General features: G+C 52.6%; 13 protein-coding genes. 6 read left to right on the top strand and 7 right to left on the bottom strand.

The window, feature by feature from the left end:
- Positions 1 to 4: 4 nt before the first annotated feature.
- From pgaA to G7090_RS10435, 7 genes are all read right to left on the bottom strand, one after another.
- The gene (gene pgaA, locus G7090_RS10465; RefSeq protein WP_166182343.1) at positions 5 to 2470 is read right to left on the bottom strand and encodes a poly-beta-1,6 N-acetyl-D-glucosamine export porin PgaA; all 2466 of its coding nucleotides are present in this window, start codon (positions 2468 to 2470) and stop codon (positions 5 to 7) included.
- 323 nt (positions 2471 to 2793) lie between these two features.
- Positions 2794 to 4209 carry a surface lipoprotein assembly modifier gene (locus G7090_RS10460; protein ID WP_166182342.1) on the bottom strand — a complete coding sequence of 472 codons (1416 nt, stop codon included), beginning with the start codon at positions 4207 to 4209 and terminating at the stop codon, positions 2794 to 2796.
- A gap of 52 nt (positions 4210 to 4261) precedes the next feature.
- The gene (locus G7090_RS10455) at positions 4262 to 5023 is read right to left on the bottom strand and encodes a Slam-dependent surface lipoprotein (protein ID WP_166182341.1); all 762 of its coding nucleotides are present in this window, start codon (positions 5021 to 5023) and stop codon (positions 4262 to 4264) included.
- Positions 5024 to 5457: 434 nt separating this feature from the next.
- A complete protein-coding gene (locus G7090_RS10450) occupies positions 5458 to 6072 on the bottom strand; it encodes a hypothetical protein (protein ID WP_207630108.1) in 615 nt (204 codons plus the stop codon).
- A 186-nt stretch (positions 6073 to 6258) separates the two neighbouring features.
- On the bottom strand, positions 6259 to 6558 hold the full coding sequence (locus G7090_RS10445; RefSeq protein WP_106993787.1) for a putative quinol monooxygenase: 300 nt from the start codon (positions 6556 to 6558) through the stop codon (positions 6259 to 6261).
- Between the two features lie 11 nt (positions 6559 to 6569).
- On the bottom strand, positions 6570 to 7280 hold the full coding sequence (locus G7090_RS10440; RefSeq protein WP_166182340.1) for a YnfC family lipoprotein: 711 nt from the start codon (positions 7278 to 7280) through the stop codon (positions 6570 to 6572).
- A gap of 97 nt (positions 7281 to 7377) precedes the next feature.
- Positions 7378 to 7935, bottom strand: coding sequence for a histidine phosphatase family protein (locus G7090_RS10435; protein WP_242685368.1), 558 nt, complete (start codon positions 7933 to 7935; stop codon positions 7378 to 7380).
- A gap of 121 nt (positions 7936 to 8056) precedes the next feature.
- On the opposite strand from G7090_RS10435, the gene G7090_RS10430 reads away from it, so the two are divergent.
- The 6 genes from G7090_RS10430 to osmV all read left to right on the top strand — a co-directional run bounded on the left by G7090_RS10430 (position 8057) and on the right by osmV (position 13286).
- Positions 8057 to 8680 carry a glutathione S-transferase family protein gene (locus G7090_RS10430; protein WP_166182339.1) on the top strand — a complete coding sequence of 208 codons (624 nt, stop codon included), beginning with the start codon at positions 8057 to 8059 and terminating at the stop codon, positions 8678 to 8680.
- Between the two features lie 170 nt (positions 8681 to 8850).
- Entirely contained in the window at positions 8851 to 9594 is a 744-nt protein-coding gene (locus G7090_RS10425; RefSeq protein ID WP_166182338.1) for a YoaK family protein, read from the top strand.
- A gap of 258 nt (positions 9595 to 9852) precedes the next feature.
- On the top strand, positions 9853 to 10563 hold the full coding sequence (osmY, locus tag G7090_RS10420) for an osmoprotectant ABC transporter permease OsmY (protein WP_106993783.1): 711 nt from the start codon (positions 9853 to 9855) through the stop codon (positions 10561 to 10563).
- 18 nt (positions 10564 to 10581) lie between these two features.
- Positions 10582 to 11481 (top strand): osmoprotectant ABC transporter substrate-binding protein OsmX, encoded by a 900-nt coding sequence (gene osmX / locus G7090_RS10415; protein WP_106993782.1) that lies wholly within the window; start codon positions 10582 to 10584, stop codon positions 11479 to 11481.
- Between the two features lie 9 nt (positions 11482 to 11490).
- Positions 11491 to 12138 (top strand): osmoprotectant ABC transporter permease OsmW, encoded by a 648-nt coding sequence (osmW, locus tag G7090_RS10410; RefSeq protein WP_106993781.1) that lies wholly within the window; start codon positions 11491 to 11493, stop codon positions 12136 to 12138.
- Complete coding sequence (osmV, locus tag G7090_RS10405; RefSeq protein WP_166182337.1) at positions 12138 to 13286, top strand: osmoprotectant ABC transporter ATP-binding protein OsmV; 1149 nt, start codon at positions 12138 to 12140, stop codon at positions 13284 to 13286. The genes osmW and osmV overlap by 1 nt, the downstream gene beginning before the upstream one ends.
- Positions 13287 to 13377: the final 91 nt, after the last annotated feature.

The following is a 13377-nucleotide window of genomic DNA, read 5'->3' as shown; positions in this document are numbered from 1 at the left end:
GCCCTTAAAACCTGACATTCAGATCAAATGCGAGGGCAATATTGCGCTCCCGCTTACCGTCGTAAGGACGCTTATCCCAGGTAAGTGTCACCCCGGCATCCACTACGTTATTCCATTGAATACGTTGCCCGTAACCTAACTGATTGATGGCCCCAGCGCTGTACCCCTTTTGCCAGTATCCGCCCGCCCCCGCCTCAAACTGCTGCTTCCAGACCGTATCGTAATGGCGGTACAGCACATGTTCGGCGCGCAGCCCTGCTACCGCCGAAACATCACGTTTGGGGTTGTAATAAGGCACATTTTCTTTGCTGTTATGGCTGCCGCCGATGCCGGGGATAAAATCCAGCGTAAAACGTGGCAGCGTCCAGAGGCGTTCTTTACCGCTGATGCCATATTCCAGTCGATCGTTGCCGTCGGTGAAATGGGCGCCGGAAAGTGAAAGTTGATATTCGCGTCGTTCGTTCTGATACCAGCGTAACCACAGATCGCCACCATTGGCGTTTACCCCATTGCGCAGGGCACGCAGCGGCGTGTTACGTGATAGCCGCTCCGCCGAGCCCCCGACCCGCCAGCTGTCGCTGAAATCGTACCAGCCAGAGAGGCGTCCGCCGATTTTCTGATCGCTGCCATCGTTGCGCCCGGAGACCTCCATTTCGGCCCAGCTATCCCTTGACCTCCATTCCGCGCCCGCCAGCAGGTCCCGACTTATACCCTTCCCCTCCTCAAAATCGCCACGGGCAAAGTTGTAGCCGGTAAACAGTCGCCAGTTTTGGTTAATGGGTGGGCTATAAAGCGCCGCGTTGAGGGTAAAATCATTTTTGCCACTGACCGGACTGTCGGATGAGATGCCCTGAGACCCTGCTATCCGCAGTTCAGCTTTGTTATGCACCTCCATCAGTCGTTCAAGCTGCAACGTGGCGGCGTCATCCGGGCTGCGGGTGATCACATCCTTCGTCAGTTCGTCGGCCTGCTGCCACTCCTGAAGCTCCATGGCCGTCCATGCTTGTTGCCTTTCCAGCGCCAGGTTGCTGGGTTCCAGGACTTCGGCAAGCTTAAGTTCGCGCTCTGCGGCACGAGGTAATCCTCTCGCCAGCAGCACTGACGCATAGGCAATACGCAGTGCCTGGTTACCCGATCCTGTACGCGCCAACTGCTCCGCATGCGTCTCGGCTGCAGGCAAATTATTGACGGCCACCAGATATTCGGTTCGTAAGGTTCTGGCCAGCAGCCAGTTGTCATTGGGCTGCGGCGTGGGAGAACCATAGACCTTTTGCAGATAAGGGGTCTCTCTGGTGTAGGCATCCAGTTGCTGCTCCGCTTCGTCGAAATGGTTGTTATCGAGACGGGCAAACAGCAGTTCCTGTTGATCGTCCATGGTCATCGGCTGTGATGCCAGGGTCGAGCCACGTGGAAAATAGATGCTTTCAAGCAGCGACTCGGCTTTGTCCGGCTGCTTCTGCGCAAGATAGGCAGAAGCGACCCATCTTCTGGCGTAGTCAGGAACCGGCGTTCCGCTCGCCTCGAGCGATTCAAATTCGGCTATCGCCTCATCCATGCGTTTACGGATCACCAGCGCCCCCAGCCGGTCAATTCTGGCGCGTCGCACATCACCTTGCGCCTCGGGCTGTTGTTCCCACGCGGCAATCAGCGCGTCATAGCGAGCCAGGGCTTTATCGGCCACCAGGAATCGTTCATCTTCATTGCGGGTGGGCGTGAACGCAGCGCGGACGGTTTGCGCCGCCGCATCCAGTTCAAGTTGACGTGTAATGGCATCAGGCTGCGGGTAACGCTCTGAAAGGGTCAGCGCGGGGCCGGCAATGCGGTTGGCCGACATGGCAGCCAGCAGCGTGGGCACCACGTTTTTGTTGTGGTCTGAATCGGTATCGATTTGGCTGGCCGCCAGGACTGAATCCCAGTTTTTCCCCTGAGCATGATAAACATAAGCCAGCAGTGCCTCCCTCTCTGGCCCCGGCTCCTCGTCTGCCCAGCGTTGGGCTTCGGTGATGGCCTGCTCGTTGCGATGGGCATCTGCGAGCGTCATTATCCAGCCTGTGCGGGCATCACTATTGCCAGGCTCAGCGTGCAAAACGGTTTCCCAGACGGCCAGCGAGGCATTCCACTGCTTTTGGTTACGCAGCGCGCGGGCGGCAGCGATTTGCCCTCTGGCAGGGATGACCATGCTTTGGCGATAACGATCCCATACCGCCAGCGTCTCAACGTCATTATTGGCCCATGAGGAAACCTGAAGCCAGTCAGCAATCTCTCCCGCCGTTAACTGGGTCTGCTTTTCGCGAACGGCAAGGTATTGCAATAAAGGCTGGCGGTCGCCATCCCGCGCCTGAATAATAAGTTCGTCGTAGGTAGAGGTTTCGGCATATACCCATGTCGGGAATAACATGCTCACCATTAATAAGTATCGTCCTGAACGCAAGGGTTTAATGACGCAAGAGGAGCAGAAAACTCTGAACATAGCTAACCCTTTTTCTCTGTTTTAACGTGAGCTTTTCATTTATTCATGACTAGAAGATGACGAAAATTTAATAACTAAGCAAGCAACAAAAAAGCGCAGATGAATTTAAAATATCATGCTTTTTTCGTATTTATCATTATCAAGGCAAGGGCTACGTATTATCACGCAACACCTGGGCACCGCTCCAAAAGTTAGCAGCCACATTTACCTTTTACCAACCCATAAAATAAAAAAACACGCCGGAGCGTGCTTTTCATGTTAATTTCACCCTTTCGTATTAGACTTTTTCTGCATACTCAGTAAAAAGTGCTGGCCAACGTCTGTTAAAAATTCTTATCCAGAGAAAGCGTGACACTCCGCTGTCGATAATCATAGAAATCGATATTGCTATCGACCCGTTTATAGGTGAAATTCAGTTTCGGCATAACCCCAAAGAAATAAAGGTCGCGATGCCAGAGCGAGAGGTTATAGATCTGTTCGTTATCTTTCCGTCGTGTCGAGAAGATATCACTGTCGGCCTGGTAATTGCGTCTGGCAATGGCCGTGGTGGCGGCAAAGGAGAGTTGCCAGGGCATATCAACCTGCACCCCGCTGCGCAAACCTACCCGATGGTTAGATTCACTGCGAGTGAAGGTCTGCTGATCGAGCAGATCGAAGCCGGCAAATCCTGACACCCGGTTACTGAAGGCATGGGACAGGGTTGTGGAAGAGTAACGATTTTGTCCGCGCAAGAATCGATAATCTTCATCATCATAATCCAGTTTCTGATATTCCAGCGCCTGACTCACCTGCCAGGTAGGGGTAAGTAAATAACTGTATTCGCCGCGGACGCCAGGGCCAGAAGAGTACGCCTCGGTGCCATACCATCTTTTTTCATAAAAAGGCAACAGGGCAAACTGTTGGCGGAAATTACGCCATTGATATCCAGCATAAGCACGGGTGGTAATATCATCAAAATCATGATTATTCCAGTAACTCTTACCGTTTACCGTACCAAGGAATCGCAAGCCATGCTGATCGTAGAGTTGAACATCTTTTTGTAATGCGCCATTGAACCAGAAACCTTCTCCGCGCTGAGGGAAACTATCCTTATTACGAATAAACAGGCGATCGCCAACCCGAATGGTTTTACCTGATGAAGCATTATTCACATTGCTGTCATTCAGATAACTCACGCTGAATGAACCCGTTAATGCGCTGCCTTTCTGAATGCGCTCAAGATATTGTGCAATGACCTGCTGAATATTCTCAGGCGGATTGCTTTGTAATACACGACGAAATTGATAATCAGCGGCGTCAAACTGACGATTTTCAAACATGGCACGCGCTAAATCCAGACGCACCGCAGCAAAGTCAGGATGACTGCTCAGAATAGCGCGATAGTGTTCAATCGCCTCTGCATAATGTCCCTGACTGCGCGCCAGACCGGCTTTTGCAAAATGAATCAGGGTAGAATCCGGATTGGGTGACGCCGCATAGACCGGTAAAATGGCACGAACCATCGGCCATTTTTCTTCACGAATGGCCTGATCGAGCAGCGCCATCGCCAGCTCTGGCTGTTCCGCCAGTTGAGCATTGGTAACATGCAGCGTCTTTTCGCCAGGCACGGTGCGCTTGTCCGGCGTGGTCAGTCGTTCAAAGTGGGGAGCAGCAGGAATCGAGTCGGTTTCCGGCGGCGCAGCAAACGCAACGCTGAGCGGGCACAGCAAACTCAGTGCGCCAGTACGCAAAATATTCATAGAAAGGCTTACCATCTGAAGGTCCGGTCAGCCAGGCTGACCGGAAAACGATTTATTGACGTGTCGCGCCAAAGGATGCGTTTTTAGTCGTGTCTGCAAACTGCGCCAGACCGCCTAACTCTTCAGCCGTGGGGCCGTTGAAATGACCGGTGAAGGTCCCCGCCTGCTCACCGGATTGCGCACTACCGGTGAAACCACCGTTGGCAATGTTGCCCTGCATCGCAACTTCGCTACCAAAGACTTCATTTCCGGCAATGGTACCGTTGATGGTTTTCGCCGCGAAATCAATGTTAAAGCGAGCATCACTCAGGATATTTTCACGCATACCGTAACCCACATAGGTCGCCGTTCCCTGGGTTGGCACGTTAGCCGCCAGCGTGGCATCCCCGGTGTAGAAGACCTCATGCTGACCTTTTTCATACTGTGTCCAGGTACCAAACGTGGTGTAACTCATGCGACCGCAGCACCATGACGTTGAGGAGACCGGGGAATGGTCGTCACGGGTGAGCCGTTGGGTTTGCGTCAGGCCCGCAGAGATCCCGGTGCCGCGCATAACGTATTCACGGCCCTCTGGGGTGGTGTAGGTCCAACCAGAAATGGTACCCCCGGTGGTCAGACTGACCGGTGCCGTGGCAGGGGTTTCCGGTGTGGTGGCAGGAGTTTCCGGTGTGGCACCCGTATTGCCGTTATCCGTTTGCACAGGCGCAGTGGTTACCGGGGGCGTGCTGTCGCTACCGCCACCACCGCCACCACCGCCACCACATGCAGTCAGTACAAAAGCAGTCAGTAATAAACCAGGTTTTAAGATCCCCATACGCTAAACGTCCTTGGTTGTGAATAAATTCGTAGGATTTGTAACAAAATTTTTTACGAATAAATTTACGTCAAAACATTCAGCATCTCTAATGAATAGTTCTTATTTCCGGTAATTCTAAGATTAATCTTAGCCGCCGTTAATACAACGTTACGCCTACGGATCGGTTAATCAGCGTTAATTTGAGTTAAGTCGATTAATTAGCGCTTTTTGCACGCACTTTCTATTATGTGCCCTTATTCATCCTCTCTCTTGATCATGACAAATAATGTCACTTAGGACGTGCGGACTGCAGCCTGCATCAGAAAATTCATAACGACAGGCAAGGCGATGTTCAGACACCAAAAGGACTTAAGAATGTTTGGTTCGTTGCTTAATAAATCCGGATTCAGTTACTCACTAAAATAAATTCACAATGAATCCGGATTCATTTTTTACAACATAGGCTTAGTCTTTTTTTGTTTATCCATGTAATTTATGACGGCATTCTGCCATGCAGGATCAATCAGCTCTATTTTCGTGTTTCCCATAGAAAGGCTTGCCGTACCGCTCTCACAGCCCATTCCTGAGGTAGGCATTGGTTTTTCACACCAAACAGGAAATACACCACCAGTTGATACCGGCCCGTACTTATTCAAGGCAGCCTCGACCATATTTTTTTCATTTTCTTTCGTCCAAGGTATTTCATAGAGGACCTGCGAAACAGCCATCGGATTAGATTTGTTATAAGGAACTCGGGGTTGGAAATTCACCTGCATACGGGTTCCATTATCTTCGTATACCAGGTGCATAATCTGCTGACTCCCTGTAACGATACTTGGAGTCTGACTTTCCATCGACTTTGATGCCCTTATTTGAGCAGGCTTTATACCAAAGTTTTTCTGCATTGCAGCTTGCGCTTCTTCAATGCTCATTCCCGTTTTAACACCACCAATGTCAAATGATTTAACATCTACGGCCTTAACAGGAGGAATTGCATTTGCTGATACAGACATAAGTGAAGAAGATAAAGCTACTAAATATAAGGGGTATTGCAGGCGAATTTTCATTTTCCCTCTGATAATTGCAATGAATTTAAGATTGTAATTTACATCCACAAAGTTTGCTTTGCAACTTAACGGGAAAATTCTCATCTGGTTAATTGTGAATATGCCAACAAACTGCGGTCATTATTTTATTTTAACAATATTACTTGCCTATTTTTTGACAATTTCCTCGCGTTTGGCACGGCGACACTATCGCTCCGGCTCCACCCGACCATCCATCAGGATATACTGCGCCGCTTTACGCGCATATTGATCAATTAAAGGAACAAGCCGAGTGAAATGCTCGCTGGCACAATGCGCATCGAGTGCTGCGCGGTCGGGCCACTCTTCAATGAAAATAAAATGCCCTGGATCTTTTTCATCCCGGTACAAATCATAAGCAATACACAGGGGTTCTTTCTTCGTCGCCGCGATGAGTTCGCGGTACAAAGGGAGAACGACGTCGACGAACTCGGGTTTGATAAAATCTTCGGCGATAACTTTTAACATGTTTAATAAACTCAGAAGTACTCTGTTTCGTGATTAGAAATCCACAGGAAGAAAGAACCGCGGTAGTCGTCATCAGTGGAGGTTATCAGTGAGCATTTATCTGCATTGCCATCTGGGGTGTAAGCACAGCTCTGCTTCACCCGGACAGTGCGCTCCTCTCCTTTTGACACTATTTCTGAATCAATAAATTGCGCGCTTCCGGATGGGTAAAAGATCCGCTTGTCCAGTCGCTCTTTGTAGTTTCTTACCCGTACAGGGAACTGGCTATGTTGATATTCATATCGCTCTACAACCTCTCCCGTACTTTTATCAACCATCGTTTCAAGCAACCCGCGCACATTATAGCTGAGCAAAAACTTGCCCTTTTTATTCTCAAGCTCGGTAATTTCGCAGCGTTTATTGATTTTTCCAGTAATACGCTCGCCTTTGAATGAGCTCAGTACGCCATCCTTGTTTACCAGATGGAATTCCCGGGGAGTGGCCCTGTCGATCATATTGATGTGGGTAAAGCACCCGCTGGGGTCATATCTCACTTCTGTCATAACCTGCAATTTACCCTCAACGTCCCGGACCCACTGAAGGCTATGTTTAACGTTGCCGGTTGTTGCATCATGCTGGAACAAAAGCGCAGCATTTAAGACCGCAGGTTTGAACTGCGTATAGGCAGCGGCATGAGATGACATTGCCAAAAAACAGAGACTGAAAAGCACCCTTGCTTTCATTAACCATTCCTTTATTAATCCGATTGCACGCTAAGGTGACAGGAGACTCATGTTACCAAATTCTTTGCAAATAGCCGCGAAAAATCAAAATCTTAACTTAGTCTAAGTGGTAGATTCCTGCGCTCCAGTAACCCTTACCCTGCCGACGAAGCTCTTTCCAGCCCAACGATATGAGTACCCTTGCAATCAGCCGATTCATCACCCCATGCCCCATAAGCAGCACAGGGCCGTTTGATGCTTTTGCACATGTTACGAGGATATCCGCAGCCTGAACGGCGCGTTGTTTAGCTGTCGCCAGGGGCTCAACATGAGGGGAGATGCCACACAGCCACATAATACGGAAAACTGACGCCCATAAAGTGGGGGCTAACCTAATACCGGGTATATGGAATGCGGGCAGGTCAGCTTCTCTGAAGACGTCATCAATGCGATCCGGTGTACGCCCTAATGCGTGCAGGGAGGAAATCGCTCTGGGAAGAGGACTGCTCAGGATCTGCAATGCGCTGGATGCTAACGCCTGACTGGATTGCGGAGGCATATCGCTGCCCGTATCTGAGAGATTATAGTGTGAAATCCACTCTGCCATCTCCAGGCTTGTTACTCTTGAAGCACCTGTAAAAGCAGGCCTTCCATGACGCATCAAAATAATTTCCATACCGTGCTTCTTGTTGTGGTCCTTTTGTCGTAAACAGACTAACGCGATAAAGGCAGAAGGAACTACTACCCTATTTAGGGTTGACCTGCTCTTAAACACTCTTAAAAAGGACGCATGCACCATGCTTAAAATCCTCGGCAAAACCACCTCCATCAACGTGCGCAAAGTACTCTGGACCTGTGAAGAAGTCGGTCTGGACTATCTGCAGGAAGATTACGGCAGCGGCTTTGCCTCGACGGAAACCGACGCCTTCCGCAAGCTGAACCCGAACGCCATGGTGCCGGTGCTGATCGACGGTGACTTTGTGCTGTGGGAATCCAACGCCATCTGCCGCTATCTGGTGCGCAAAACCGGACGCGATGACCTGCTCCCCGCAGATCCGCAGGCCTGCGCCAATATAGAGCGCTGGATGGACTGGCAGGCAACGGAATTCAACAACGCCTGGCGCTACGTCTTCCCGGCGCTGGGGCGCAAAAACCCGGAATTCAACGATCCAGCGCGGATTGCGGCGGGAATTAAGGAGTGGAACCACCACATCATGATCCTTGAGCAGCAGCTGCAACACACCGGGGTGTGGGTGGCGGGCGAGACCTTTACCCTTGCCGACGTGGTGCTGGGGCTGTCGGTGAACCGCTGGAAGATGACCCCGTTTGAGAAGCCGCAGGTTCCCGCCATAGAGGCATGGTTTGAACGCTTAAACCAGCGCGAGGCGTTTTTACGCCACGGGAATAATGGAATGCTGTGAACATAGCCCGCCCGATGCTTAATAATCGCTTTCTTAGCAGGGTTATTTTAATTAATTACTAAATCCACACAGGCCTCCGGTGCCGTAATAATTAAGCGCTATCCTGGACAACCCGTGAATTGTCTTTGCTAGCCTGATTATTCAGGCAAAGCTCAAACCGGAGGTATTCTTTGCTGATTAAACTCAAGAAAGAACGAACGCATCAGGAGGATCGTCGGCTTGCCCTCTGGCTGGCTACCTCCGCAGGATTACTGAATGCCATTGCGCTGGGGGCCTTCGGTTTTTTTCCTTCCCATATGACCGGCAACACCTCACAATTTTCCAGCGAAGTCTCCTCAACGGATCTGAACGATATTATTTTCTTTGCCACCATTATTCTGTCATTTGTGACGGGCGCAATCATTGCGCGAATTATTGTTTTATGGGGCATCATGCATAATGTGCGGCTCATTTTTTGTCAGGTTCTGTTTATTGAAGGGTTATTACTGGCCGGCGTCTCTCTGTATGAGATGTTTTTCCATACCTTCACCACCAATCGGGAAATTATTGTTTTCCTCTGTGGCCTGATGGGGATCCATAATTCAACCTCCACCCAGCTTTCCGGCGGTCGGGTAAGATCCACCCACATAACCGGCACCTTAACCGATGCAGGCATTTCGCTGGCCTCCGTGGTGGTAGCGATGCTACGCCGGGATTACTCCAAAGATACGGCAGCTCAGAGAAGCCAGCTTAAAACCCATCTCACCACCCTTTTCTCCTTTATCACCGGGGGTATCGCGGGGCTGATACTGTTCAGGTGGTTTGACTTTCATGCGATGCTGGCGCTGGGGCTGATGTTGGTTTTCGTGGCCACCTTCTCCATCATTAATACCTCGCTACGGGTGCGAAAAGTCCGCGCTGCGTTTAGCAAATAACGGCCGCCGCCCATTCATTAAGTGACGGTGTCACTTAATGAATTTATCTTTAAGACTATTCTGTCTGCCCCTGACCAGGCCTTATCCCATAAGGCTTAACCGTGGGTTTCCCTCACTTTCATAGGGTTACAGATTTTACCGCTTCGCTGGAACCCTTCCCAAACGCTTGCTATAGCTCAATTACCCCTGCCGATTCATGGCATAACAACAGGCAACCGGTGGTTGCTATAACGCATGCGCACAGGGAGACACATCGCAATGCATCCATTATTCAAACGTTCGCTGCTTTTTGTCGGCGCGATTATTGTGGTCGTCGCCCTCCTCGTCTGGGGAATTGGGCTCGAGACGATCAAAGCGCGCCAGGTTGACCTGGTCTATCTCGGGCAACAGCATCTGATTTTAGTCTTCTCGTCCATGTTCTTCGCTCTGCTGGTCGGTATCCCCAGCGGTATTTTGCTGAGCCGTCCGGCCGCGCGAGGTATCGCCGAATACGTGATGCAGATCTTTAACGTCGGTAACACCCTGCCACCGCTGGCCGTTCTGGCTCTGGCGATGGTGGTGCTTGGCATTGGCGATACCCCGGCGATTATCGCCCTGTTCCTGGCCTCGCTGCTGCCGATTGTGCGTAACACCTATGCCGGGCTGTGCTCGGTGCCTGGGTCGTTACTGGAAGCGGCGAACGGGATCGGGATGACCAAATGGCAGCGTCTACGCCAGGTCGAAATTCCTAATGCCTGGCCGGTGATGCTCTCCGGGATCCGCATCGCTACCGCGATTAACGTCGGTACTGCCCCGCTGGCCTTCCTGATTGGCGCCAGCAGCTATGGCGAGCTGATTTTCCCGGGTATTTACCTGAACGACTTCCCGACCCTGATCCTGGGCGCGGCGGCCACCGCCCTGTTCGCCCTGATTCTGGATACGCTGCTGGCGGCGCTGGGTCGTCTGATGAGCCCGCATCTCGCGCGATAATTATAACAAGGAGCTTCTATGAGACTGTTTACCGGCCTGACGGCGCTGTGCGCCGCCGCGCTCTTCTCCAGCCAGGCGCTCGCCGCACCGCTGATTCTGGCGACCAAGAGCTTTACCGAGCAGCATATTCTCTCGGCCATGACCGTGCAGTACCTGCAAAAGAAAGGATTCCAGGTGCAGCCCCAGACCAACATTGCGACGGTGATTTCCCGCAATGCGATGATTAACAAGCAGATCGACATGACCTGGGAGTACACCGGTACGTCGCTGATCATCTTTAACCACATCAACAAACGCATGTCCCCGCAGGAGTCTTACGAGACGGTGAAACGTCTTGATGCCAAACATGGTCTGGTGTGGCTCAACCCTGCGGACATGAACAACACCTACGCCTTTGCCATGCAGCGTAAGCGCGCCGAAGCGGAAAATATCAACACCATGTCGGAGCTGGTCGCTAAGATCGAGCAGGTGCGTAAAACCGACCCGGACAACAACTGGATGCTGGGTCTGGACCTCGAGTTTTCCGGGCGCAGCGACGGCATGAAGCCGCTGCAGGCCGCCTATAACCTGGAGCTGGATCGCCCGCAGATCCGCCAGATGGACCCCGGTCTGGTCTATAACGCGGTGCGCGACGGCTTCGTTGACGCCGGGCTGATTTACACCACCGACGGGCGCGTGAAGGGCTTCGACCTGAAGGTACTGGAAGATGACAAAGGCTTCTTCCCGAGCTATGCGGTGACCCCGGTGGTGCGTAAGGACACCCTGGAAGCCAATCCGGGTCTGGAGGAGGCACTGAACACGCTCTCCGCCCAGCTCAATAACGACGTTATCACCGAGCTCAACAAGAAGGTGGATATCGATCATCAGTCACCGCAGCAGGTCGCCCGTGATTTCCTGCGTAGCAAGCAGCTGCTGTAAGGAGGCGCTATGGATACGGTTCACTACATTATTGATAACTGGGGCTATCTGTTAAGCCTGACGCTGCAGCATCTGTGGCTGGTGGCGTTAGCCGTGGGCCTGGCCATCATCATTGGCGTGCCGCTGGGCATTCTGATTGTGCGCCACAAATGGCTGGCGACCCCGGTGCTGGGGATTGCCACCATCGTGCTGACCATCCCGTCGATTGCTCTGTTCGGCCTGATGATCCCGCTCTTTTCCATGATCGGTCAGGGTATTGGCGCCCTCCCCGCCATTACGGCGGTATTCCTCTACTCGCTGCTGCCGATTGTGCGTAACACCCACACCGCCCTCGACAGCCTGCCGCCAGGTCTGCGCGAAGCGGGTCGCGGGATCGGCATGACCTTCTGGCAACGTCTGCGCTGGGTAGAGATCCCTATGGCGCTGCCGGTGATTTTTGGCGGGATCCGTACCGCCGTGGTGATGAACATCGGCGTGATGGCGATTGCCGCCGTCATTGGCGCGGGCGGGCTGGGCCTGCTGCTGCTTAACGGCATTGGCGGAAGCGATATTCGTATGCTGATTGCCGGTGCACTGATGATTTGTCTTTTAGCGATTGTGCTCGACTGGTTACTGCACCGTCTGCAGATCGTTCTGACTCCAAAGGGGATTCGATAATGATAAAACTGGAAAACCTCACCAAACAATTTTCACAGAAACAGGGCCAGACCTTTAAGGCCGTGGACAACGTCAACCTGAACGTGCCCGAAGGGGAGATGTGCGTCCTGCTCGGCCCGTCCGGCTGCGGCAAGACCACTACCCTGAAGATGATTAACCGCCTGATTACCCCAAGCAGCGGCAAGATCCTGATCAACGGTCAGGATACCAGCGACATGGATACCGTCACCCTGCGCCGCAACATCGGCTACGTGATCCAGCAGATTGGTCTGTTCCCGAACATGACCATCGAAGAGAACATCACCGTGGTGCCGCGAATGCTGGGCTGGGACAAAGCCCGGTGCAAAACCCGCGCCGAAGAGCTGATGGATATGGTGGCGATGGACCCGCATAAATTCCTCAACCGTTATCCGCGCGAGATGTCCGGCGGTCAGCAGCAGCGTATCGGCGTGATCCGTGCTCTGGCGGCGGATCCTCCGGTACTGCTGATGGATGAACCATTCGGTGCGGTTGACCCGATCAACCGCGAGGTGATCCAGAACCAGTTCCTCGAGATGCAGCGCAAGCTGAAAAAGACCGTGATGCTGGTGAGCCACGATATCGACGAGGCGCTGAAGCTCGGCGACCGCATCGCCGTCTTCCGCCAGGGGAAAATTGTCCAGTGCGCCAGCCCGGACGAACTGCTGGCCAAACCGGCGAATGAGTTTGTCGGCTCGTTTGTCGGCCAGGACCGTACCCTGAAGCGCCTGCTGCTGGTCTCGGCGGGAGATGTGACCGATCAGCAGCCGACCCTGACCGTGCGCCCGGCGACGCCGCTGCCTGAAGCCTTCGCTATCATGGATGACAACGACATCCGCGCGGTCACCGTGGTGGACGAAAACGGCAAGCCGCTGGGCTTTGTGAAGCGCCGCGAAGCGCGTCATGCCAACGGCACCTGCGCCGATCTGATCCACCCGTTCCGCATGACCGGCAAGGCGGAAGACAACCTGCGCGTGGTGCTGTCGCGTTTGTACGAGAGCAACACCAGCTGGATGCCGATTGTCGATGAGGACGGGCGCTATAACGGCGAGATTTCCCAGGACTATATTGCGGAATACCTCAGCTCTGGCCGCACGCGCCGGGCGCTGAATATTTATAGCGAAAGCTAATCCTGTCAGCCGGGCTCTGCCCGGCTCTTTACGTTGCTAACCCCCCGATTTCCCCTCACAATATTGTATCTTCCCTGTTTACGCGTAACCC

This window comes from Leclercia sp. 29361, from assembly GCF_011290365.1.
GTDB lineage: Bacteria > Pseudomonadota > Gammaproteobacteria > Enterobacterales > Enterobacteriaceae > Enterobacter > Enterobacter tamurae.
This window is presented reverse-complemented; position numbering and strand designations above follow the sequence as displayed.

What these genes read in the sequence shown, in the direction of transcription:
- pgaA (WP_166182343.1), bottom strand. Translation starts at nt 2,470, where the DNA reads ATGTTCAGAGTTTTCTGCTCCTCTTGCGTCATTAAACCCTTGCGTTCA.
- G7090_RS10460 (WP_166182342.1), bottom strand. Translation starts at nt 4,209, where the DNA reads ATGAATATTTTGCGTACTGGCGCACTGAGTTTGCTGTGCCCGCTCAGC.
- G7090_RS10455 (WP_166182341.1), bottom strand. Translation starts at nt 5,023, where the DNA reads ATGGGGATCTTAAAACCTGGTTTATTACTGACTGCTTTTGTACTGACT.
- G7090_RS10450 (WP_207630108.1), bottom strand. Translation starts at nt 6,072, where the DNA reads ATGAAAATTCGCCTGCAATACCCCTTATATTTAGTAGCTTTATCTTCT.
- G7090_RS10445 (WP_106993787.1), bottom strand. Translation starts at nt 6,558, where the DNA reads ATGTTAAAAGTTATCGCCGAAGATTTTATCAAACCCGAGTTCGTCGAC.
- G7090_RS10440 (WP_166182340.1), bottom strand. Translation starts at nt 7,280, where the DNA reads ATGAAAGCAAGGGTGCTTTTCAGTCTCTGTTTTTTGGCAATGTCATCT.
- G7090_RS10435 (WP_242685368.1), bottom strand. Translation starts at nt 7,935, where the DNA reads ATGGAAATTATTTTGATGCGTCATGGAAGGCCTGCTTTTACAGGTGCT.
- G7090_RS10430 (WP_166182339.1), top strand. Translation starts at nt 8,057, where the DNA reads ATGCTTAAAATCCTCGGCAAAACCACCTCCATCAACGTGCGCAAAGTA.
- osmY (WP_106993783.1), top strand. Translation starts at nt 9,853, where the DNA reads ATGCATCCATTATTCAAACGTTCGCTGCTTTTTGTCGGCGCGATTATT.
- osmX (WP_106993782.1), top strand. Translation starts at nt 10,582, where the DNA reads ATGAGACTGTTTACCGGCCTGACGGCGCTGTGCGCCGCCGCGCTCTTC.
- osmW (WP_106993781.1), top strand. Translation starts at nt 11,491, where the DNA reads ATGGATACGGTTCACTACATTATTGATAACTGGGGCTATCTGTTAAGC.
- osmV (WP_166182337.1), top strand. Translation starts at nt 12,138, where the DNA reads ATGATAAAACTGGAAAACCTCACCAAACAATTTTCACAGAAACAGGGC.